This is a genomic window from Patescibacteria group bacterium (genome assembly GCA_041662665.1).
Classification (GTDB): domain Bacteria; phylum Patescibacteriota; class JABMPQ01; order JABMPQ01; family JAQVVF01; genus JAQVVF01.
Genome location: JBAZSC010000002.1, coordinates 232915 through 258189, shown reverse-complemented (window position 1 = coordinate 258189; position 25275 = coordinate 232915). Strand labels below are relative to the sequence as shown.

Here is a 25275-nt window from a genome sequence, read left to right as displayed (position 1 = left end):
CAAACTGGACAAATGTTTGACATAGATTTGGTGGCAAAGTTAGTTATTGTCCCAAATTATGTCATTAATCCCATATTTAAGCACTAAAAGAACGAACGACTGGTGGCAAAGTTAGTTATTACCCTTGTGAAAAAATCGCAATTGTTGCATTATTAAAAATGTGGTAATATTATATTAGATTTTACTTTAGTAAAAATAAATTAAAAATTGATAAAGCCTATGAAAAAAATAATTTCAGCAGGCGTTATTTTGGGAGTTGTTTTTTTGTTAGCAAATTATTGTTTTGTTGATGCATCAACTTTTGGTCAGGAATCTCGTTTTGGATTCTTATCAACAGGTATTGGAATTACTCCGAAAGCTGCTAAAAAGATAAAAACGTTTTGGCTAAGACCGCATATTGGTCAAGCCATTTGGGAAAATATAGAAGGAACAAAAGGTGTTTTTACTTGGACAAGAATGGACAAAGAAGTTAAAGATGCACAAAAGTATAATCTACAATTATTAGTGACGATCTGGCCATTTGCAACTTGGGATCAAGAAGTTTGTCATAAAAATATTAAAAATGCCCAGGGTTTTGAAAACGAGTTGCCATTGAAAAGAGGCGCACCTTGTGATTATACTGCTTACAATAATTTTTTAACAAAACTAATCGAACGATATGATGATGATGGCAAAGACGATATGCCAGGCTTGCAATATGGCGTAAAATATTGGGAGATTTTGAATGAGCCGGAAATGAAAGGAGATCTAGTATTTTTTAAAGGAACTGCAAAAGAATATTTCAACTTGTTAAAGGCAAGCTATGAGACAATTAAAAAGGCAGATTCTGAGTCTTTTGTTTTGCTAGGCGGAATGGCAGGAATAAATCCGGAAATGAAATTTTTTTGGAAAAAAGTTTTTAAATTAGGAGGCAAAAATTATTTTGATATTGGCAATATTCATAGCATTAGTTCTGATAGCGAGGATTTGAATGCAGGTGCTTATAAGAGTTTTTTGAAGAAAAATAAAATAGATAAAAATTTTTGGATTACTGAAGTGCAGATTTCTTCTGGTGAAATTATGACGCCGGATGGACCGGTAATTCGTTCTGAAGAAGATCAGGCAAATGAAATTGTGAAAGGCTATGTTAGAGCATATAAGGCTGGAGCCAGAAAGTCTTTTTATACAATATATAAAACAGATAGCCATGCTAGCCAAGATTTGAGAGATTCGGCTTTAATTTTTGCTGGCATAAAAAAACCAGCATATTATGGTATGAAAACAATGGTGAAAAAGCTGGATGGATTTACAAAAGCAAAAAAAATATCTGCTTCTCAATACAAATTTAAAATTAACAATAAATGGATATATATCTTATGGAGTTCTGGTGTATTTGATACTTTGCCAAGTGAGTTCATGAATAAAAATTTGAAAGTAACTGATATGCGTGGCAGTTCGTCTGTGATTTCTGCTTCTGGAATTACTCTATCGAATGCTCCTATTTTTGTGGAAATATTATAATTAATTATAAATAAAAAATATTATGAAAAAGTTATTATTTGTATGTTTGTTGATGATTTTTGCTTTAACTGGTTTTAAATCAGCTAATGCAGCAATTTCAACAAGTGATTGGATGTGGTATAAAGATACAAATGATGGTTATAAAATCAAAATGCCAAAAGATTGGTTTGTAAAAAAATATTATTATCCAGAAATTTATTCTGGAGCTGAACCTTTGCGTTATACGACTTTTAATTCAATGAATGAAAAATATTATCTGCATTTGGGTATCAAAAAAAATACACAGAATTTGATGATTGCTTTTAGAACTGGAATTGGAGTAGGAGATGTTAAAAAAACAAGATCAATAAAGATTGGCAAAAAACAAATGTGGGCAAAATTTTGGGCATACCAAAATAAAACAAAAGAAGTTTTTATTAATTCAGATAAAAATGAATTAAACATTTTGGGAAAATGTGTTTATGGTACAAGTCATGAATTATCGGCAATGTTTGAAGCTGGTGATCAAGTTGATTATATGAATTTAAATATTAAAAAAACTTTGTATGAATATAAAGTGGCTAAAAAAATGCTGAGTACTTTTAAGATTATACATAGTAAATAATTAATTTCCGCCTTCGCTTTACAGAGCCTCGGCGGACAAGGAAAAAAAATGAAAAAAATATTATTGTTTTTGCTAGGAATTGTTTTTCTGTTTGGATTGACAGTTTCTTTTGCAAAAGCGGAAAATGTAGTAGATGAGCAACCAGGTGATCTAGTATTTTATGAAAAGGATGGTTTTATATGGGAAGCTGATTTGATGTCAGATACGAAGTTTAAATTATTCAGAGGTCATATGCCTAAATTGGCGCAAAACGGTGAAAAAATTGCTTATTATAATAAAGATATGAAACCAGCAGTTTATAATTTAGCAACTTCTACGCATGTTGTTTTGAATGAAACAGTAATGGAGACAGCTAATATGCAACCTGTCTGGTCGCCAAGTGGAAAATTTTTAGTTGTAAATTCTCATACTTCTACTAATAATACTTTTGTAGTTTTAAATAAAAAAGGTATAGAAAAAGTAACTTTTGATGCAATTGGTTCAGTTTTTTGGATTAATGATAATGCACTTGTTTTTACATCAATGCATAGTGTTGCAACACCTAGACCAAGAGGTGATGGCGGAGGAAATGCATTTGGTATTAGCAAAATTAATGTAAAAACTGGAAAGATTACAGTTTTGAGAACTCCAGATCAAAATACTGATTATCAATTGTTTGATGCAAAAAGTGGAAAAATAAGATTTATAAAATCAGTGGCAAATGATCAAACAGATTGGGAGATGGGTGATTTAATGCTGACATATTGGAGAATGAATAAAAATGGAAAAAATTTAAAAGAAATAGGAAAATTAGTTTCTTTTGCTGACAAAATTGCAGATATTTTGCCAAATGCGTATAAAGATTATTATGTAGATGATTTTGGCGCATTTCAGAATACAAAATGGAGATTATTCACATTGAAAAAGAATATTGATTCTGTACCAATGATTTTCATTATGCATTATCCACATGCTGACACTTTAACTTCTGTGTTACGAGGTTATTTTCCAACTTGGTAATATAAAGAAAAATGCGGAGGCGAAAAAATATTTCATCTCCGCAATAAATTCAGATTTTTAATTTAAAAAAATTAAAAGTTTGAATTTATTAAAAATAAAAAATGAAAAATGAAAAAAAGCATTATTATGATTTTGGTCGGTGCCTTTATTTTGAGCCAAACAATTTTTGGTTTTAATGTTTTGGCTAAAGGTACGAGGTCTGATGTTCTGACAGATTCACAAAAAAATTCAGTAGCAACAAATTTAGGATTGTTTGGTGGACAAGCTAATGATATCGCAATTGATTCAACAAGTGACAACGTTTACATTACAACAATGGCTCCGAATGGTTTTTTTATTTCAAATGATAAAGGCGAGACATGGCATGGATTGCCTAGTAGCGCAAATTATGGAACAGGCAAACAAGTTGAAGTAGATTCAAATGGCGATGTTTATGTATTAATTGGCGATTCACTTTTAAAGAGCAGCGACCATGGTGTTAACTTTGTAGATATAACAAATAATTTGGGAACTAATAATCCACTTGCAGATACATTATTATGGGGTAGAAACAAAATTTTAGTGGCTTTAAATTTTGGTTTAAGTCAAAACTTGGCTTTAAGCAGTGATAACGGAAATACATTTAGCTTGATTACTGTTGGTAATGGCGAAAAATTGCGAAATTTTGCCGTTGCATCTGATAGCGATACTTTTTATGCATCATTAGATACTACAACTTCAAATATGTATAAAAGTACTGATGGCGGATTAACTTGGGCATCAATGGCTCTTCCAGAAAGCATGCATGTTTCTGCAATAGCTGTTGATCCTGATGATAATTCTCATATTGTGGTTGGATCAAGTACAGGTACAACATCGAAGACTTATCAAAAATTTGGAGATGGTGCTTGGACTGAATTGACAGACAATGGACGAACAGTTTCAGCAAATCATATTACATTTGATGGAGCAGGAAGATTGTATGTCATGCAAATGTATACAACTGATAATGGTGCTACTTGGCAACAAGTTACCACTTCTACTCCTGTGTCTGGAATATATGCAGATCATTTTGCAGTAGATCCTAACAATATTAATTTGCTTTTTACTAATAGTGTTTATAGTATTGCTAAAAGTGTTGATAGAGGTGTTACTTGGACTGATGAAGCTGACGGAATAACATCTGTCAAAGTTTATGATATTGCACAGGCAAATAATAAGGCTGTAGTTTGGATTGCAGCTAATGGCGGTTTGGGTAAAACAACAAATTTTACAGCGTCTAGCCCAACTTGGGAATATCCTGTTAGTGGCACTGGTGGAACTACAGTTTATGCTGTGTGGGTAGATCCGGCTGATTCAAATATCGTTTTGTATGGTTCTCGAAATTATATTAAAAAGAGTATTGATGGCGGAGTTACGTTTTCTACAGTAGTAACGATAGGTACAGAAGATCCAGGTCCTGGAAATATCATGGAAATTGCTTCGGTTCCTGGAAAAAATAATGTATTGTATGCAGCGATGAAAGATGATAGTTTATCACAAACTGATTATGGCTATGTTTACAAAAGTACTGATACTGGATCGACATGGACAAATATCGATCTTCCTGGTAATGCACCGGCTAGTTCATTAACTATCACTAAAGATCACGATGTTTTTGTTGGATGTAGCAGTAGTGATAGTGATGCATTATTAGGAATTTATAAATATTCTTCTCATGCTTGGTCAAAAATAAAAGGCAAAACTAAAAATTTGCCGATAACAAGTATTTTAGCAGATCCGAAAGAGGCTGAAACTATTTATGCTACAGCTAATGCTGATACTGGTAATGGAAATACAGAAGGGAGCGGACTTTATAAAACGATTGATAATGGTGTGACTTGGACACAGATAACATCAGGATTAGAAAGTGTTAATAATTTGGATACTCTTACAGTTCAAACAACAACTTCTCCTCATACATTATATTTGGTTGGACAGGCAAGAAATCTGAATGGTGCAATTTATAAATCAAGTGATGGAGGCGAGACGTGGGGCAAATTTTTTGAAGGATTAAAACAAGAATCGTTTTATGCTTTATTATTTGATAGATTGATGGCTGGAAATGATAGAGGGCTATATGGATTAAAATCAAAAGCAAATGTTGGTTTTATATCGTCAGCGAAGAAAGTTAGCAAAGGACAAGCAGTCACTTTTACGATTAGTTTAAAGGATAAGGCTACAAAAAAGAAATTAAAAAACAAAACCGTAAAAATTTATAGAGTGATAGCAAAAAAACATCGAACAGTTAGAAAATATTTCGCAAAGGTTAAAACTGATAGTAATGGAAAAGCAATACTTAAAACGATAATAACAAAAAAAATTACCTTAAAAGCAAAATGGCAACCAAAAAAGAAAAAAATGAAACGAGAATATACGACTTCTTGGTCGAAAAAAGTTAAAATTAAAATAATTAAATAAAAATATGAAAAATAAAAAAATCATAGTATTTTGCGCAATATATGGTTTGTTAACTGGAGCTTTTGTTGTTGTTGATGCTAAAACTTTTAAAAAGCCTGTGACAATGAATAATACATTAAAAGTGGTTAAGAGTCTGACAGTTGGAACAAAAACAAATTTGGGTAAGTTGTTTGTGAAGGGTGAAATTTCTAATCCTGTTGCTGGAAAAAAGGTTGTGATTAATGATGATTTAAATGTCAAAAAGGATTTATTAGTGGACGGAGATTTTAAAGTAAAAGGTAAATTTACAAAAGAGATAACTACTAAAGAGTTAGCAGACAGTAGTGTGACGACTCCAAAAATTGCCAATAAGGATGTGACAACTTCTAAAATTAATGATAAGGCAGTGACTAATGATAAATTAGCTAATGATTCAGTGACAGCTGAAAAGATTAAAAAAAGTGCAGTCGGTTCAAGTGAGATTGCTGACAATGCTGTTGGTTCAGATAAAATTTCTTCAAAGGCAGTTAGATCAAGCGAAATAGCAACTGGTGCGGTTGGAAAAGATGAGATTGCTAAGGGTGCAGTCGGAACAAGCGAGATTGCTACAGGTGCAGTTAGAACAAGTGAGATCGCTAATGATACAATTTCTAAACAGAATCTTAATTTTTCTCAGCGTAGTTTTTTGAAAGCAGGTGGAGATATTGCTGCTGATGGTTCAAAACATAAATCATTCAATAATGTTGGAGGTGATATCAGTGTTAAGAGAAAATCAAAAGGATATTATGAAATTACTATTCCTGGAGTAAGCAGTGGTGACTATGCTATTGCGACGATTGACGAAGTGCAGAGTGGCCAGAAAATAAGCGCACTATTGTCTGGTAATAATACGCTTATTGTTTATACAACTGGATTGACAGGATCTCTTCAAGATCATGCTTTTGATTTTATGGTTTTTTAAGGAAGAGATTCTAGATGGCATAAATTTTGAATAATAAAAAATGTAAAAATGCGATTGAAAAGTCGCATTTTTGTTGCATTTGTAGGGATTTTTGTTATTATTTATTAATCCACCTATAGTGGGCAGGTAATAAAATTTATGCCAAATGATAAAGTAACAATAAAAATTCCAAGACCGCTTTATGTTAAGTTGAAAAGGATTGTCAAAGAAACTGGTTTTGAATCAGTGACGGATTTCGTTGTTTATTGCATGAGAGACATTGCGATTGGTAAAGAAGGCGAGGATATAAAAGAAAGATTGAAAAAGCTTGGTTATTTAAAATAATTATCCACAGCCTGGTGTTTTCATTGCACTCTAATTGTAGTATAGTTAGAGTGTTATTAATTTAAGTTAACATCATGAAAAAAGCAAAAGTATTATTGCTGGCTCTAGTTCTTGCGCTTTCTGGAATGGCGCTTATTGGAGCTGGTTGTAAAAGTGGAGGAGACGACAAAAAACAGACGACTGTAAAGTTAGGATATTTTCCTAACATTACTCATTCTCAAGCTTTGGTTGGGACTTCGAATGGCAAGTTTCAAGAAAGTTTGGGTAGCGATGTAAAATTGGATACGAAGACATTTAATGCTGGTCCAACAGAAATTGAAGCATTATTTGCCGGTGAAATTGATCTAGGTTATATTGGGCCAAGTCCAGCAGTAAATGGCTATATTAAATCAAATGGCGAATCATTAAGAATTATTTCTGGTGCGACTTCTGGTGCTGCGGTATTAGTATTACAAAAAGATTTAGCAGAACAATTTAAAAAAGATGGCGCAAAAGCATTAGAAGGAAAAAAGATTGCTTCACCACAGCAAGGAAATACACAAGATATTTCTTTAAGACATTATATTAAAGATAAAGGTCTCAAAAATGTTGAAATTGTGCCAATTGCCAATGCTGATCAATTGACAATGTTTTCACAAAAACAACTTGATGGATCTTGGGCTCCAGAACCTTGGGGTGCGAGATTGGTAAAAGAAGCTGAGGGAGTAATTGCAATTGATGAAAGAACTTTGTGGCCAAATAAAAAATTCTGTGTTGCAAATGTAATTGTGAGCACAAAATTTTTAAATGAACATCCTGATTTAGTAAAAAAATTCTTGCAAGCTCATGTTGATTTGACAGAATGGATTAATGAAAATCCTGCTGAAGCGCAAAAAATTGTTAATTCAGAAATTGAAAAATTGACAACTAAGAAATTGGCTGACGATGTTTTGGCTGATGCCTGGACAAGAATGGACGTGACTGTTAATCCATTGAAGGATACTGTAACAACATTTTCAGGCTGGGCATTTGATGCGGGATTTTTGGGAGATAAAAAGCCTGATTTATCAAATCTTTACGATTTAAGCATTTTGGACGAGATCACTGGTCAAAAATATTAATTTAACTGGGGAGGCAAAAATATTTTTTTACTCGTTCTGTAACTTGGCCAGCACTTTTTGCGAAAAATGCTGGCCTTCGAACATGCATCACTCGTAAAAAAATAATTTTTGCCTCCTAGATATTAATCATTTTTTGCTAACTTAGCGAGATATATGAGATTACGAATTAGGAATATTCGTTCGCCTTCGTCCTGCTGGACTTCGGCGGACAAGTTCGTTGTTTGTTTTAATCATAATGAATAAGCATTTTATTTTTTGAAATGAGACTACGGATTAGAAATATTAGGAAAAATTTTAAGACCAAAAACGGATCTGTCTGTGCTTTGGAAAATATTAATTTGGATATAAAACCAGGTGAATTTATTTGCCTGGTTGGACCATCTGGTTGCGGCAAGTCAACTTTGTTGAATATTATGGCAGGATTGGATAAGCAAGATTCTGGCAGAATAAAAGTAGATGGAAAAATTGGTCTAATGTTTCAAGAACCGGCATTATTTCCTTGGCTGAAGGTAAAAGATAATGTCGGTTTTGGCTTGAAGATTAAAAAATTAGATAAAGAAAAACAAGAAAAATTTATTGATGCTCATTTGAAAATGGTACATCTGCAAAACTTTGCAGAAAGTTATCCGCATGAATTATCTGGAGGAATGAAACAAAGAGTGGCACTGGCTCGAACTCTTATTTTAAATCCAGATATCTTATTAATGGATGAACCTTTTGCAGCACTCGATGCGCAAACTCGCGAAATCTTGTATAAAGAATTACAGAATATTTGGCAATTGACGAAAAAAACTGTTGTTTTTGTGACTCATAATGTTAGAGAGGCGGTTTGTTTAGGAGATAGGGTTGTTGTTTTTAGCGCTCGTCCTGGAAAAATAAAAAAGATTTTTGATATTGATTTAAAAAGGCCAAGAGATTTGGGAAATTTGGAATTAATAAAAATGAGCAATAAGATAATGGATGTTTTGAAAAGTGAGATTAAGGAATTATAATTTAGCCACAAATTTTCACAGATATTTCACAAATCTAATACAGAGACACAGATATTTATTGCAAATTGTTTTATTGTTCCATTGTTAAATTGTTACATTGTTATGAATATAAAACGTAAAGCTGGTAAAATTTTAATAAAAGTGATTTTTCTGATTTTTCTGATTTTTCTGTGGTGGCTGGTTTTTAAATTAGAAATTTGGACACCTTGGCTTTTTCCAGATCCAGCGACTGTTGGCAAGACAATGATGAAAGGATTTTCTAATGGAACGATTTGGATGGGAATTATGATTAGCATGAAAAGAATTTTTATTGGTTTTGGTTTTTCTCTAATTTTTGGCGGATTGTTGGGATTTCTGTTAGCTAAAATTAAAATTTTAGATGAGACTGTTGGATTCTTGGTATTAGGCTTACAAACTTTGCCAAGTATTTGCTGGTTGCCATTAGCTTTGCTTTGGTTTGGATTAAATGAACAGGCAATTATTTTTGTGGTAATAATGGGTTGTATTTTAAGTATTACAATTTCTGTAGAAAGCGCAGTAAAATCAATTCCGCCGATTTTTATTAGAGCTGGTAAAATGTTGGGAGCAGAAGGTTTTAATTTATATCGTTACGTAATATTTCCGGCAATTTTGCCTTCATTGATTACTGGCATTAAACAAGGCTGGTCATTCGCTTGGAGATCATTAATGTCTGGTGAAATGTTATTTATTACTGTTGGCTTGGGACAATTATTAATGATGGGACGAGAATTAAATGATATGTCTCAAGTGATGGCAATCATGTTAGTGATTATTATGATTGGAATTATTTTTGATAAATTGGTGTTTGGAGTGTGGGAGAATAATTTGAGGCGGCGTTGGGGATTGGTGAAAAGTTAAGACCACAAATTTTACACAGATATTTTACAGATACGACACAGAGACACAGATTACGAGTTAGATTTGTTAGACTGGTTAAGCGAACTGTAAAATTGGTCCTCCTTCGTTCTGCGGAACTATGGAGGATAAATAAAATTAATAAATTAGTAAATCCAGATTGCTGGATTTTTTGATTTGACTTGAAAAATAATATAAAATGGGGTAAAGTAAGAAATTATGAATTTAGAAGAACTAAAGAAATTTTTGAAAGACAATAATGAACCTGATTTTCGTTTTAAACAAATATATCAGGCGAAGTTTTTTAATATTGCGAAAAATTTTGAAGAAATTACTTCTTTGTCGAAATTTTTGCGTGAAAAGCTAAATAACGATTTTTCTTTTTCTTCTTTGAAAATAAAAACTTTAAAAGAATCAAATAATAAAAAAGTATATAAAGCGCTATTCAATTTGGAAGATAACGAACAGATTGAAAGCGTTTTAATGTTAGAAGATGAAAGAAGAACAGTTTGTATTTCATCGCAAGTTGGTTGTCCAATGGGTTGTTTATTTTGCGCAACTGGAGATTTAGGATATAAAAGGAATTTGAAACAAGAAGAAATATTTGATCAGGTATTATTTTGGGCAAGATATTTAAAATCCTCCTTTGTTCTGAGGAACTCCGGAGGACAAGGGGATAATAATTTAGGAAAATTAACAAATTTGGTGGTAATGGGAATGGGCGAGCCATTTTTAAATTATGACAATGTTATTTCTGCTCTAAAGATTTTGAATGATGAGAAAGGTTTTAATTTTGGTCAGCGAAGAATGTCAATTTCTACTTGTGGAATTGTGCCAGGGATTGAAAAATTTACTGCAGAAAATTGCCAAGTAAATTTGGCGATTTCTTTACATGCGCCAAATGATTTTTTGAGATCAAAAATAATGCCAATTAATAAAAAATATCCGATTAAAGATTTGATGCAAGCTTGTTTTGATTATGTAAATAGAACGAATCGAAAGTTGATGTTTGAATATGTGATGTTGAAGGGCTTTAATGATAGTCAGACACTTGCGAAAGAATTGGCAAATTTGTTAACGCATCCATTATTTCATGTCAATTTAATTAAATATAATTATACTAATTCTAAATTTCAACCATCTGACGATCGAACAATATTCTTTTTTCAGCAGGAATTAAATAAGAATGGAATCAGTTGTACAGTTCGAAAAAGTATGGGAGAGGAAATTTGGGCAGGATGCGGACAGCTAAAAGCACAAATTTAACACAGATACTTGACAGATTTTACACAGATAACACAGATAAAATATCCTGACTTGTGGGATATTTTTTGTTATACTTTTTATATGGATAAAAATGTTTTGAAAAAAGTTTCTGAAAATATTTTTGAAATTCCAAAATCTTATCGTTCTGATATGAGAGTGCCTGGTCGGATTTATATTTCGGAAAAAATGATTGATAATGTTTTGCAAGATCAATCTTTGGAACAAGTTGTTAATGTGGCAACTTTGCCAGGAATTGTAAAATATTCTTTAGCAATGCCAGATATTCATTCAGGCTATGGTTTTCCAATTGGCGGAGTAGCTGCAACTGATATAGAAAATAACGGTGTGATTTCGCCTGGCGGAATTGGTTTTGATATTAATTGCGGAGTTAGATTATTAAGATCAGGATTAAATTTTTCTGATATCAAAGATGATATTGAAAAAATTGCAAATCAAATTCAAAGAGACGTGCCATCAGGATTGGGTCGAGGAGTTACACAAAAATTAAGTTTAAATGAGATAGATAATGTTTTGAAAAGCGGAGCAAAATGGGCAATTGGCAAAGGATTTGGATTGGAAGAGGATTTGGAATTTATTGAAGAAAATGGATGTCTTAAGAATGCTGAAATTAAGAATATTTCGGAATTAGCAAAAAAAAGAGGCTTGGATCAAATTGGAACGTTGGGATCTGGAAATCATTTTTTAGAGATTCAAAAAGTTGAAAAAATATTTGATAAAGAAATTGCAGAAGTTTTTGGGTTAGCTGAAGGAGAAGTGACATTTTTAATTCATACAGGTTCAAGAGGACTCGGTCATCAAGTAGCAAGTGATTATGTTAAATTTTTAAATTCTGCAATGCCGAAATATGGTATTAGTGTTCCTGACTATGAATTGGCTTGTGTACCTTTTGTATCATCCGAGGGACAGCAATATTTTAATGCAATGGCAGGTGCAGCAAATTATGCTTGGGCGAATAGGCAGATGATAACGTATAGAGTACGTGAAGCTGTTAGCCAAGTCTTAAGTCAAAAATCTAAAATCAAAAATAAAAATTTGAAATTGTCGATTGTCTATGATGTTGCGCATAATATGGCTAAAGTTGAGGAGTATGATGGCAAAAAACTTTGTGTTCAGCGAAAAGGAGCGACAAGAGCTTTTCCGCCTGGAAGTTTAGAGATACCAGAAAAATATCGAGAAACTGGACAACCAGTTTTAATTCCTGGAACAATGGGAACAGCGAGCTATGTGTTAGCTGGATTAGAATCTGGAAAAGAAACTTTTTATTCATCCTGTCATGGAGCAGGAAGAAGAATGTCAAGAGGTCAAGCAAAAAGAACAATTAAGAGCAACGAATTGAGGCAGGAGTTAGATGAAAAAGGTATTATTATTCGAGCGCAAAGCAAAATGGGTTTGGTAGAAGAAGCACCAGAAGCTTATAAGAATATTGATGATGTAGTTGATGTGATTGAAAAAACAAATTTAAGTAAAAAAATAGCTAAATTAGTACCATTGGCAGTAATAAAGGGCTAATTAAAAATTATAAATAACTAAATAATAAAATCACAGATGATAACAACGTTAATTGATATTTTGGCAAATTTTGTTGTAAAAGTTATTGATATCTTAGGATATCCTGGAATTTTTTTGTTGATGTTGGCAGAAAGTTGTGGAATTCCAATGCCATCAGAAGTAATAATGCCTTTTTCTGGTTTTTTAGTTGCTGATGGAAAACTTAATTTTTGGTTAGTTGTATTTATCGGAGCATTTGGAAATCTAATTGGTTCGTTGCTTGCATATTGGATTGGTATAAAAGGCGGCAGGCCATTTATTGAAAAATATGGAAAATTCATTTTGATTTCACATCATGATTTGGATTTGGCTGATTCTTGGTTTAAAAGATTCGGACAATGGACAGTATTTTTTGGAAGACTTTTGCCAGTAATTAGAACATATATTTCTTTTCCAGCTGGAATTGCGGAAATGAATATTGCAAAATTTTCTTTGTTTACTTTTTTAGGCGCATTTCCTTGGTGTGTTTTGTTTACTTGGCTTGGGGTGAAGATGGGTAATAATTGGGAATTAATTAGAGAAAAATTGCATAATTTTGATATGGCGATTTTGATTTTGGTAATAGTATTAATAGGATTATATATTTATCGACACATCAGAAATCATAGAAAAGATCATGAACGAAGTAACTAGTAATTAGTAACTAAAAAATTAAAAATAAATATATGGAAAAACAAAATCAAAATGTTAAAAAGCAAGATGAAAAAAAGAAAAATTCGCCATGGATTTTGGTTGGGTCATTATCTTGTTTGGTTTTAATTCTCGCTTTTGGAATTATGATTTATTTTGTATACCGAATCAGTAAAGAAAGTGTTAAAAAAATAACGAATAATAATACTGCAGTTATCGAAAATGTAATTAATGAAAGTGCGACATTGCCAGCAGATGCAATTTATAAAAATAATCGTTATGGTTTTTCTTTGATTTATCCAATCGGTTGGTGGCATGATCAATCGGAAAATGGCGATGGCGTGATGATGTCGCCAGATGTAAATGGTTCTGGAGAATTTAATGATGTTGCTGATCAAGTTGCGGGGGTGGTATCTTATGGTTGGAAAAATACAGAAGGACAAACAATTGATCAATTTTTAGAACAAAATCAGGCTGGTAATAGCCAGGTTTTTGCTAATTATAAAATTGATAAACAAAGTGATGTGAAATTAGGCGGACTTGATGCAAAAAGGCTGGATGAAAGTTATCAAATAAATTCTGAAACTGGACCTTTGAAGATGAAAAGAATTTCAATTTTTCATTTGGATGACAAAGGTGGATTGGCGATAATTGCGACTTGTCCGATAGATCTTTGGACAAAATATAGCGTAAATATGGATAGAATTATTCAGAGCTATAAATTAGATCAGAATATTTATAATGCAGAGGTTGGAACTTCTGTTGGGACAAGTGATACTGACCAAATTATGACTTTAGCTCGCAATTTTGTGGAAGCAAATTCTGTTTCAGGTATGACTTTTGATTTGAATTTGGATAAACAAACTGATGAATGGGCGAGATTAACTGCAATTGCAACTGGCGAGCAAAAAGCTGACGACGCAACTGTTTTGCTGAAAAAAGAAAATGGAGTGTGGGTTGTTGTTGATTTTGGGACTGATTTGAGTCAATGGTATGGAGAAACACCAGGCGGATTTTGGGACTAATGGTAAGTGTTGAATTAAAAATTTTGCAATCCAAAATTTCTAATGCCGATGTCTTGTATTTCTGCTTGTTTATTTGTGGATAACTCACTTCTTCTACTTTTGTGTTATAATTAAATTACTTAAAAAAATAATTTAAAACAAAAATATGTTTTTATCAACATCAAAACAATCAAAAAATCCAATAAGGGGAGGGGAGCTTAATGGAAAAGTAAATTTTATTGGTATTTCAAAATACAAGATTCTGTTGAGTCTTTTTTTTGTTTTTTGTTTTTTTCTTGGCGCTAATTCAGTTCAAGCCTTTTCACCCTTATTCGAGTCAAGGATAGATTATGCTACTGATTTATATCCTGAGTCAGTTTTTTCTGCTGATTTTGATAATGATAATGACATGGATTTAGCAGTAGCAAATGATGGTTCCGACAATGTTTCAATTCTTCTAAATGATGGCGATGGCACTTTTGCAGCAGCAGTTAATTATACTGTTGGTTCTTATCCTAATTCAGTTTTTTCTGCTGACTTTGATAATGATAATGACATGGATTTAGCAGTAGCAAATTATTATTCCGATAATGTTTCAATTCTTTTAAATGATGGCGATGGCACTTTTGCAGCAGCAGTTAATTATACTGTTGGTTCTTATCCATATTCAGTTTTTTCTGCTGACTTTGATAATGATAATGACATGGATTTAGCAGTAGCAAATTCTAATTCCGATAATGTTTCAATTCTTCTAAATGATGGCGATGGCACTTTTGCAGCAGCAGTTAATTATGCTGCTGGCGATAGTCCTCATTCAGTTTTTTCTGCTGACTTTGATAATGATAATGACATGGATTTAGCAACAGCAAATTCTAATTCCGATAATGTCTCAATTCTTCTAAATGATGGCGATGGCACTTTTGCAGCAGCAGTTAATTATGCTGCTGGCGATGGTCCTTATTCAGTTTTTTCTGCTGATTTTGATAATGATAATGACATGGATTTAGCAACAGCAAATTATGGTTCCGATAATGTTTCAATTTTTCTAAATGATGGCGATGGCACTTTTGCAGCAGCAGTTAATTATGCTGCTGGCGATGGTCCTTATTCAGTTTTTTCTGCTGACTTTGATAATGATAATGACATGGATTTGGCAGTAGCAAATTCTAATTCTCACAATGTCTCAATTCTTCTAAATGATGGCGATGGCACTTTTGCAGCAGCAGTTAATTATGCTGCTGGTTCTTATCCATATTCAGTTTTTTCTGCTGACTTTGATAATGATAATAACATGGATTTAGCAGTAGCAAATAATAGTGCCGACAATGTTTCAATTCTTCCAAACAATGGCAACGGCACTTTTGTATCAGCAGTTAATTATGCTGTTGACGATGGTCCTTATTCAGTTTTTTCTGCTGATTTTGATAATGATAATGACATGGATTTAGCAACAGCAAATAATTGGGGCAATAATGTCTCAATTTTTCTAAATGATGGCGATGGCACTTTTGCAGCAGCAGTTAATTATGCTGCTGGCGATGGTCCTTATTCAGTTTTTTCTGCTGATTTTGATAATGATAATGACATGGATTTAGCAACAGCAAATAATGGTTCCGATAATGTCTCAATTCTTCTAAATGATGGTGATGGCACTTTTGCAGCAGCAGTTAATTATGCTGCTGGCGATGGTTCTTATTCAGTTTTTTCTGCTGACTTTGATAGTGATAATGACATGGATTTGGCAGTAGCAAATTATTATTCCGATAATGTCTCAATTTTTCTAAATGATGGCGATGGCACTTTTGCAGCAGCAGTTAATTATGCTGCTGGCGATGGTTCTATTTCAGTTTTTTCTGCTGACTTTGATAGTGATAATGACATGGATTTAGCAGTAGCAAATTATGGTTCCGATAATGTTTCAATTCTTCTAAATGATGGTGATGGCACTTTTGCAGCAGCAGTTAATTATGCTGCTGGCGATGGTCCTTATTCAGTTTTTTCTGCTGACTTTGATAATGATAATGACATGGATTTAGCAGTAGCAAATGATCGTTCTGATAATGTCTCAATTCTTCTAAATGATGGCGATGGCACTTTTGCAGCAGCAGTTGATTATACTGTTGGCGAGAATCCTGAGTCAGTTTTTTCTGCTGATTTTGATAATGATAATGACATGGATTTAGCAACAGCAAATTATAATTCTGATAATGTCTCGATTCTTCTAAATGATGGCGATGGCACTTTTGCAGCAGCAGGTAACTACGGTACTAATCGTAGACCTGTATCAGTCTTTTCTGCTGACTTTGATAATGATAATGACATGGATTTAGCAACAGCAGATTATGTTGGTAGTTGCGTTTCGATTCTTTTCAATAATTCTTTGCCAGATATCACTGTCACGCCTCTTTCTATTGATTTTAGTCAAGTTCAAATTGGTCAAACATCAGATCAAACAGTAATTGTAAAAAATGATGGGACAAATAATCTAATAATCGGTTCAATTTCTTCTCCATCTGTTCCTTTTAACATTCAAACTGATAACTGTTCAAATCAAACTTTAGTTCCTGCAGCAGAATGTATTCTTACAATTAGATTTGCTCCAACCTCTCTTTCTAATTTTAATTCTAGTTTTGATATTCCTTCCAATGATTCAGATGAAAATTCAGTAATTGTGACTTTGGCTGGTCAAGGAACGGCTAATGCTCCAACTTGTTTATCTTTTTACAAAAGAATCAATCTAAAAAACGCAGTTTTAAATCAAATTTATTGCAGTCAAGAAGTTAATTCAGATGTTTTTTTCTATAAACTTCCAAAAAGAAAGGCAATTAAAAAACTTTATATTAAGCTCATTAGGAATAAGAAATCATATCTAAATGGTTTTACTAGAAAGAATAGTTATCAAGGTTATTTAAAACTTTTATCAAATATTGGTACAGTAAAAAAAGATTATTCAAAAAAAGTAAACAAGCATATTAATTTTAAGATTTCAGTTCGGTATTCAAAAACAAAATTAAATAAGACTAATATTAAAGAAAAGAATCTAAGATTATTTATTAAAGATCGAGATGGAATATGGCGAGGACCATTTAGAATTTATCAAAACAAGACAACTCATACTTTGAAATTCAAGATTAGAAATTATTTAGTCAAACCTCCTAAAAATCCAATTCCTAATCCGTTAGATGTTAAAACTAAAAACAGACCATTTGCTCCAATGTTTTACTTCAGAACTTTGAAAAAGATTAAATTCGTCATTGCAGAGAAGAATGCATTATCTAATTTAACTAATCTAGAAACAGCTGATAGCCAAGATTTCTTTTTTGAATAAAAACAATCGCTAATCATTTGCAAATATTTGCGAATAGTTTGCTAATTTTGCTAATAACTTTTTAAAAAGGGCGTGATGCCCTTTTTTGGTTTGGCTGAATCATAAAATATTGGTATAATATATTTAAGTTTTTACTAATAATTAATAAAATCCGCCTTCGTCTTTGGACTATGGCGGACAAAGGCAAAATTATGATGATTTTTGTGTGGGTGTTGATTGCAATTCTTGCAATCGCAATTATTTGGGTAATTGCAGCGTATAATGGATTAATTACATTGCGTAATCGAACGCAAGAAGCGTGGAGTGATATTGATGTTCAATTAAAAAGAAGATATGATTTGATTCCAAATTTGGTAAATACTGTCAAAGGATATGCAACTCATGAAAAAGGAGTTTTTGAAAAAGTTACACAGGCAAGGGCTAACGCATTGAATGCAGAAAAAGCTGGTGATATTGCAGGTTCAGCAAAAGCAGAAAATATGTTATCAGGCGCATTGAAATCTTTGTTTGCAGTAGCTGAAGCTTATCCAGATTTAAAAGCGAATCAGAATTTTTTGGATTTACAACAACAATTAGCTGATACAGAAGATAAAATCCAAGCTTCAAGAAGATTTTACAATGGCAATGTTAGAGATTTTAATACGAAACAAGAAGTATTTCCAACAAATGTTATTGCTAACATGTTTGCGTTTAAACCGGCTGCATTTTTTGAGATAGAGAATGAAGTAGAAAAGAAAAATGTGGAAGTCAAGTTTTAACCACAGATTTTACACAGATTTAGAACGGATGTGACACAGATACACAGATACAGATACGTAGATAATAGTAAAATTGATAAAAATAGTAAAATTGGTAAATTTTATGGCGACTTTGTATACTGAGAAGAGCAAAAATATTTGGAAGACTTGGCTTTATATAACCATATTTTGTTTATTTATTATTGCACTTGGTTTTATTTTTAGTTATGTAATGAATTCTTTTTTTGTTTTATTTTTGGCGGTTTTGCTCGCGATATTTATGAGTTTTGGAAGTTATTGGTGGTCTGATAAATTAGTACTAGCAATGAATCATGCAAAGCCTGTAACTCATGAAAATAATATTCAACTTTATCATCTGGTAGAAAATTTGTGTATTACGGCTGGTTTGCCACAACCAAAAATTTATATTATCGAAGATGCTTCAATGAATGCTTTTGCAACTGGCAGAGATCCTAATCATGCAGTAATTTGCGTTACTTCCGGATTGTTAGATAAATTAGACAAAATGGAATTAGAAGGAGTATTGGCTCATGAGCTGTCTCATGTAGGAAATAGAGATATTTTATTATCAACAGTTATTGTCGTTTTGGTAGGTATTGTAACTTTGTTAGCGGATTTATTTAGGCATTGGACTTGGTTTGGTGGAGGCAGAAGAGATAATGAGAATAATCAGTTTGGCGCAATTTTAGCAATTGTAGCATTAATATTATCTTTGCTTGCACCATTGGCGGCAATTTTGATTCAACTAGCAATTTCAAGAAAAAGAGAATTTTTGGCTGATGCTGATGGCGCTTTATTAACACGCTATCCAGAAGGATTGGCATCAGCATTACAAAAAATTTCTGGCGATCCAAATCCATTACGAAGCGCAAATCATGCAACTGCGCATTTATTTATTGTTAATCCATTTAAAAAATCTGGTTTTATAAATAAAATGTTTTCAACTCATCCGCCGGTTCAAGAGAGAATTGATGCTTTACTGCAGATGAAAAAATAAATTTATAAATTAATGATATAGATTTTTTATCACGGAGTTATAAAGTTTCTAAAGTTATAAAGTTTTTAAAGTCTGTTAAATGAAAAACAAAATAAAAAAAAATAAATTAGGAATTTTATTACTGTTTTCTGTTTTCTGTTTTCTGTTTTCTTGGCCTGTTTTTGCTCAGGATAATTTTAATATCAATGATTTAAATTTAAATATTGATTTGAATGATATTCCAGTAGCAAAAAGTTATGTCTATGATAATTTTGATGTTGATATTTTCATAAATCCTGATTCTACTTTTACAGTAGAAGAAAATGAAACTTTTAAATTTACTGGCGGACCTTGGCATTATGTTTTTCGAGGCATTGCTTATAAAGATTTAGATAGTATAAAAAATATTGAAGTTTTTGGGGAAGATGGAAACCCTTGGCCGTCAAATGCTTTAGAGATTTATAATGAAAGCGGAGAAAAAAAGATAAAAATAAATTTTGAAGATTTGTATGATAAGACTTATACTTGGAAAATAAAATATACTGTAACAGGAGGATTAGGATATTATAAAACTTGGGATGAAATATTTTGGAATGTGGTTCCTCAAAATAGGGATGTAAATATTAATCAGACAAAAGCGACTATTCATTTGCCAAAAGAAGTTAATAAGAATGATTTGAAAATTGCTAGCTATATTGGATTTTCTGGTTCTAAAAAATCTGCGGAAAAATCAGAAATAGTTGATGGCAAGACAATGGTTTTTGAAAATGGAGTTCTATATCCAGGCGATAATTTTACAATTGTTGCAGGTTGGCCAAGAGGCGTTATTACTCGAGCAATTAGATGGTGGAAGGTTGGAAGGAATACAACAACTGTTTTTGGTATTATTATGCCTTTTCTTTTTGCTTTGATATTATTTTTAGTTTGGCTAACACATGGAAGAGATCGAAAAATGAAGGCAATTTTTGCGAGATATGAACCGCCAAAAAATATGTCGCCATCTTTAATGGGTGCTTTGTATGATGAAAAAGTGCAGACACGCGATGTTAATGCAATTTTTATTAATTTAGCAGTTTTGGGTTATATTAGTATCAAAGAATATAAAAAAGGAAAATATGAATTTACAAAATTAAAAGAGGCGGATTCCAAATTAGCAGTTTACGAAAAAGAATTTTTGAAAGAGATGTTTAGTGTTGAAGCAGGCGATAACAAAAAAGTAACAACAGAAGATCTGAAGTATAAATTTTCTGATGTTTTAGCAAGTACAAAAGCAACGATTTATCGAGATTTAAAAATGAAAGGCTATTTTAAGCAAAGTCCAAATGTTATTCGTGGATTATATTTTGGTTTTGGAATTGGATTGTTGATTGTATCTTTTATTTTAATATTTTTTCCTTTAAGATTTATTTCAGTGGGTTGGCTAAGTTATGGATTATTTTGTTCTGGTATTTTAACAATAATTATTTCAGGAGCGATGCCAAAAAGAACAGAAGAAGGCATGAAAGTTTTAGAAGAGATAATTGGTTTTAGAGATTATTTGTATACTGCAGAACGTTTTAGATTGGGCCAAGTTGATTTGAAAAAATTTGAAAAATTCTTGCCTTATGCAATGGTATTGAAAGTTGAAAAAGAATGGGCAAATAGATTTTCAGATATTTATAAAGAACCGCCAAATTGGTATATGCCATATTATGCATATTCTGGAATGGCATTGATGCATGGGCAAATGGCATCAGACATGGCTTTTTCGACATCAACATTCGTTAATAATATTTCTTCAATGTCATCTGATGTCCATTCTGTGATGGCATCTGTACAATCTTCCGGATCTGGTTTTGGTGGCGGTGGCGGAGGTGGCGGAGGAGCTGGTGGTGGAGGTGGAGGCGGATCAGGAGGAGCGGGATGATAAAAATAACAAAATGAAAAATAACCTGCCCGTAATGCTTCGCATAGCGATGCAGGCGGGCAAAATAACAAAATTTTATAAATAATCAAAATTAAAAATTACTAAAAATAATTTGTGGTTAACTATTTTATGTTATAATTAAAGTACTTAAAAAATTTATCAAAAATAAAAATGAAAAAAAAGTATTTAGTGTTTTTATTCGGTGCAGTCTTTATTTTGTGTGTTAGTATTTTGTTGGCTGATAAACCAATAGTATTTGGTCAAAATGAAGATAATTTAGTAAAAATTAATTCAATAAATAAAGCAAGCTATAAAAAAGGTGAATTAATTGTGAAATTTAAGAAAAATATTTTTGCTAAAAATGCTATTGAATTAGGAAATGTTAGCATATCACCGAAAAAGGTTAAGGATGAATCTATTAAAAAACTAAATTCAAAAATCGGCGTAGAAAAAATTGTTAAATTATATAAAACAAAAAATAAAAATATTTCGGAATCTGGAAGCGTTTCGATTGTAAAACCAAAAGGAGTAAAAAGTGTAAATTTAAAAAATTTATATAAGATAGTTTTTCCTAAGAAAACAAATATTACTGATGCAGTAAATCAATATAATGCTAATAGTAATGTTTTGTATGCTGAACCAAATTATAAAACAGAAATTATGTTAACTCCGAATGATCCATATTATTCTTCTTTTGGATCATGGGGACAAGATTTTTTTGATATGTATGGACTTTATAATATTTCTGCAGGAAATGCCTGGAACCAGACAATTGGAAGTAGTAATGTAACAGTTGCAGTAATTGATACCGGACTTGATTATAACCATTCTGATATTGCTGATAATGTGTGGATTAATACTGATGAAATTTCAAATAACGGAATTGATGATGATAATAATGGTTATATTGATGATTATCGTGGTTATGATTTTGTAAATAATGATGCTGATCCAATTGATGATTATGGTCATGGGACGCATTGTTCTGGAACTATTGCTGCTGTTACAAATAATGAAGTTGGAGTTGCTGGAGTATCTTGGTCATCAAAAATTATGCCAGTAAAATTTTTAAATTCTTCAGGTTCTGGATATTATTCTGATGCAATTTTAGCGATACAATATTCTGTTGATAATGGTGCACAAATTTTATCAAATTCTTGGGGCGGGTATGGATCATCTCAAGGTTTGCAAGATGCAATTAATTATGCTTATTCTAATGGTGCAATATTTGTGGCAGCAGCTGGAAATAGCAATTGGGACGCTTCTTATTTTCAGCCAGCAGGAATGGATAATGTTTTGACTGTTTCCGCAGTTGATTATAATGAAACAAAAGCGAGTTTTTCGAATTATGGAGATGAAGTCGATGTTGCAGCGCCAGGTGTAAATATTTTATCATTACGTGCATCAGGAACAACAATGGGCTCTGTTGTTGGATCAAATTATACAATTGCTTCTGGAACTTCAATGGCAACTCCGCATGTTGCAGGTTTAGCAGCATTAATTTTGGCAGCTCATCCAACAATGTCAAATCAAGAGATAGAAAATAATATTAAGAATTATGCTGATGACAAAGGAGCAACTGGTTTTGATATTTATTATGGTTATGGAAGAATTAATGCCGAACAAGCAGTATTAGCAGCTCCAGTATCTTTAAGTTCAGATTTTTCAACAATTAGCGCTTTACCAACAAGAGTCAGTGTCAATAGTTCGGCATCAATTACTGTGACTGTTAAAAACGTTTATAATGTAGTAGTTGCTGGTAAAAAAGTAATATTAACAACAAATTTTGGAACCTTAAGCAAAACTTCTGGATATACAAATAGTTTAGGACAGTTAAGTGTTGATTTGACTTCTTCTTTGGCTGGAACAGCTAGAGTTGAGGCATCGGTTAATGGACAATCTTTAGGAAATACCAATATAGAATTTATTACTACTAATGATATTACACCACCGGCAAAAGTTGATAATTTTACAGCTAAAGCAGGAAGTAAATCAGTGACATTATATTGGACAAATCCTGATGATGTTGATTTGGCAGGAATTATAATAAGAAGAAAAACAGGCGGATATCCGATAAATAAAACTGATGGTCATTTGGTTTCCCAAGGTTTGAAATCAAGTGTGACTGATAATGGATTAGAAAATAAGCAAACTTATTATTATGTTGCTTTTGCATATGATACGAATAATAATTATTCTGAAGCTTCTTTTGCAAAAGCAAAGCCTATGAAAAAGAAAGGTTCTGATTCCATACCGCCAACACCTGTTCGTAAACTTAAGTTGGCACAAGTTGATGGCAAAGTAAGAATTACTTGGAAAAATCCAATTAACAGTGATTTTTCAGGAGTTTTGATAAAAAGGAGCGAGAATGGTTTTCCGGTTTTGCCAAAACAAGGAGATAAAATTTATAGAGGGATTGGAGAAAAAGTTGGAAATTCAAATTTGAGAAAAGCTGCAGATAAGAGTGTTAGCAAGAATAAGGTTTATTATTATTCAATCTTCGCTTTTGATGATGCTTCCAATTATTCATTGTTTAGGTCGAAATTAATTTTTGTAAAATGACAAGCGCTGATATTAAAAATTTTGGATTGCAAAATTTTTAATCGCTGATTTCTAACCTGTCTATCGGCAGGCAGGCGCTGATATTACGCTGACATTTGTAGGGACACAAAATATTGTGTCCCTACTTTTTTGAAATAAAAAAAACGCATAAAATGCGTTGTTATCGGCGAAGCTTTTCAAGCATACCGAAAAGTGCGTTTGCCCTTTTTTCGCCAAGAACTTTGGTAGTGACAAGTCCGACGCCATCAGCCAAAATGTCATTGATTGTGTATTTGCCTTGTTTTCCAAGTTCTTCTGCCGTTCCTTCCGGCATATTGCCTTGCTTTTCAGCATCTTGCAAAGTTGTCTTCAAGAATTCAGGCGAGACCAGATGTTCTAGGTCAGCCATTCTGACTAAGCCTAGAGGATTAATTTTGACGCGAGGCGTTTGTAAATCGGTGATCGTGATTTCTTCTAGCTCTTCAAGAGTCATTGGTTTGCCAGTTTTTGTATTGGTAAGACTGCCAGCTTTGATTGCTTTCTCAACTGTTTGATGTGCGACTTTATCAATCAAACTCAAGAAGGCATCTTGACCAATTAAGTCAATGAGTCGGTTCTTTGGAACAGTATAACGTGGGTTAGCTTCTAGAACGACCATGACGCTTTCGGCGAGGTCAATCCAGAGGGGATAGCCATTTTCCGTTGCTAGATCTCCAGAAGTAAAGCCAATCTTGTTTGTTGAGACGAAATCACGCATGATATCAAGAGTGATATCAAGCCAAGCTTCTTCGCTATGGATTTTTCTTCTGGCTGACAGGATTTCCATGGCGAGCTTGCGCATTTCTTCATCGAAAATGGCGCGAGCTTCTCCGTCTTTGAAATACTTTTGGCAGATTGCCTGGAATGTTTCGACAACACGTTCAAAAACATCTTTGGCATCGCTGTAAGCTACATAAGCTTCTTCTTTGGTCGATCTTGAAGTGGCAATTCTTTCGGCAAATGGTTTTCTGGCTGCATTGAGTTGATCATGAGCTTGCTTCTTTGTATTTTCAGCCTGCGTTTTGGCAGTTCTTGCTTGATCAAGTAAAGCCTTTACTTGCAGATATTGTGGATCACTTTTTTCTGTGGACTTGAAAGTTTCAAAAGCAGCAGCTCGAGCTTGTTCGGTCTGATCATATGCATCCTTAGCCATGTCATAAACTATTTTGACTGATCTAACTTGTCCATTTACTTGATCCATGAGCGCATCGTATTCAGCTTTTCTCAAGTCAAATTCAAATTTATTGACAGCGAGGTCTTGAACCGATTCTTTGAGCAGTTCTTTGCTAGTAACAAATTCGCGTGGTAGTTCGGCCATCTCTTTCTCCTCCTTGCTTGGGGGTTTTGAAGGTGCTAAAAGAGAATAACATAATTTGTTTTGTTTGGCAACTCTTTTAGTTCATAAAGTTCTTAAAGTTTGTAAAGTTCGTAAAGTAAAAGAGATATTCCATTGTTTTTGTTCTGTGCATAACTTCCTTGCGGGG

19 protein-coding genes are annotated in these 25275 nt (G+C 32.8%); 18 read left to right on the top strand and 1 reads right to left on the bottom strand.

The features are described 5' to 3' along the window. Window positions 1-219 precede the first annotated feature (219 nt). From WC663_04465 to WC663_04380, 18 genes are all read left to right on the top strand, one after another. On the top strand, window positions 220-1500 hold the full coding sequence (locus WC663_04465) for a hypothetical protein (protein ID MFA6296584.1): 1281 nt from the start codon (window positions 220-222) through the stop codon (window positions 1498-1500). Between the two features lie 22 nt (window positions 1501-1522). After that, entirely contained in the window at window positions 1523-2104 is a 582-nt protein-coding gene (locus WC663_04460) for a hypothetical protein (protein ID MFA6296583.1), read from the top strand. Between the two features lie 48 nt (window positions 2105-2152). After that, window positions 2153-3103 (top strand): hypothetical protein, encoded by a 951-nt coding sequence (locus tag WC663_04455; protein ID MFA6296582.1) that lies wholly within the window; start codon window positions 2153-2155, stop codon window positions 3101-3103. A gap of 108 nt (window positions 3104-3211) precedes the next feature. After that, window positions 3212-5542, top strand: a complete 2331-nt coding sequence (locus tag WC663_04450) for a hypothetical protein (protein MFA6296581.1) — start codon at window positions 3212-3214, stop codon at window positions 5540-5542. 4 nt (window positions 5543-5546) lie between these two features. After that, window positions 5547-6482 carry a hypothetical protein gene (locus WC663_04445; GenBank protein MFA6296580.1) on the top strand — a complete coding sequence of 312 codons (936 nt, stop codon included), beginning with the start codon at window positions 5547-5549 and terminating at the stop codon, window positions 6480-6482. Between the two features lie 138 nt (window positions 6483-6620). After that, window positions 6621-6806 (top strand): CopG family transcriptional regulator, encoded by a 186-nt coding sequence (locus WC663_04440; GenBank protein MFA6296579.1) that lies wholly within the window; start codon window positions 6621-6623, stop codon window positions 6804-6806. A gap of 74 nt (window positions 6807-6880) precedes the next feature. Then, a complete protein-coding gene (locus tag WC663_04435) occupies window positions 6881-7906 on the top strand; it encodes an aliphatic sulfonate ABC transporter substrate-binding protein (GenBank protein ID MFA6296578.1) in 1026 nt (341 codons plus the stop codon). A gap of 338 nt (window positions 7907-8244) precedes the next feature. Further along, window positions 8245-8898, top strand: a complete 654-nt coding sequence (locus WC663_04430) for an ABC transporter ATP-binding protein (GenBank protein MFA6296577.1) — start codon at window positions 8245-8247, stop codon at window positions 8896-8898. A gap of 102 nt (window positions 8899-9000) precedes the next feature. Then, a complete protein-coding gene (locus WC663_04425; protein ID MFA6296576.1) occupies window positions 9001-9777 on the top strand; it encodes an ABC transporter permease in 777 nt (258 codons plus the stop codon). Between the two features lie 216 nt (window positions 9778-9993). Next, window positions 9994-11040 (top strand): 23S rRNA (adenine(2503)-C(2))-methyltransferase RlmN, encoded by a 1047-nt coding sequence (gene rlmN / locus WC663_04420; protein MFA6296575.1) that lies wholly within the window; start codon window positions 9994-9996, stop codon window positions 11038-11040. An 81-nt stretch (window positions 11041-11121) separates the two neighbouring features. After that, window positions 11122-12570 carry an RtcB family protein gene (locus tag WC663_04415; protein ID MFA6296574.1) on the top strand — a complete coding sequence of 483 codons (1449 nt, stop codon included), beginning with the start codon at window positions 11122-11124 and terminating at the stop codon, window positions 12568-12570. Between the two features lie 36 nt (window positions 12571-12606). Then, window positions 12607-13242: a DedA family protein gene (locus WC663_04410; protein ID MFA6296573.1), complete on the top strand. Its 636-nt coding sequence runs from the start codon at window positions 12607-12609 to the stop codon at window positions 13240-13242. A 32-nt stretch (window positions 13243-13274) separates the two neighbouring features. Next, window positions 13275-14264, top strand: a complete 990-nt coding sequence (locus tag WC663_04405; protein MFA6296572.1) for a hypothetical protein — start codon at window positions 13275-13277, stop codon at window positions 14262-14264. A gap of 145 nt (window positions 14265-14409) precedes the next feature. Then, window positions 14410-17571, top strand: a complete 3162-nt coding sequence (locus tag WC663_04400; protein ID MFA6296571.1) for an FG-GAP-like repeat-containing protein — start codon at window positions 14410-14412, stop codon at window positions 17569-17571. A gap of 170 nt (window positions 17572-17741) precedes the next feature. After that, the gene (locus WC663_04395; protein ID MFA6296570.1) at window positions 17742-18329 is read left to right on the top strand and encodes a LemA family protein; all 588 of its coding nucleotides are present in this window, start codon (window positions 17742-17744) and stop codon (window positions 18327-18329) included. A 103-nt stretch (window positions 18330-18432) separates the two neighbouring features. After that, on the top strand, window positions 18433-19326 hold the full coding sequence (locus tag WC663_04390) for a M48 family metallopeptidase (GenBank protein MFA6296569.1): 894 nt from the start codon (window positions 18433-18435) through the stop codon (window positions 19324-19326). 79 nt (window positions 19327-19405) lie between these two features. Then, entirely contained in the window at window positions 19406-21211 is a 1806-nt protein-coding gene (locus WC663_04385) for a DUF2207 domain-containing protein (GenBank protein ID MFA6296568.1), read from the top strand. Between the two features lie 171 nt (window positions 21212-21382). Continuing rightward, entirely contained in the window at window positions 21383-23773 is a 2391-nt protein-coding gene (locus tag WC663_04380; protein MFA6296567.1) for a S8 family serine peptidase, read from the top strand. Between the two features lie 160 nt (window positions 23774-23933). Here WC663_04380 and WC663_04375 read toward each other — a convergent pair whose 3' ends face one another. After that, on the bottom strand, window positions 23934-25109 hold the full coding sequence (locus WC663_04375; GenBank protein ID MFA6296566.1) for a hypothetical protein: 1176 nt from the start codon (window positions 25107-25109) through the stop codon (window positions 23934-23936). Between the last annotated feature and the right edge of the window lie 166 nt (window positions 25110-25275).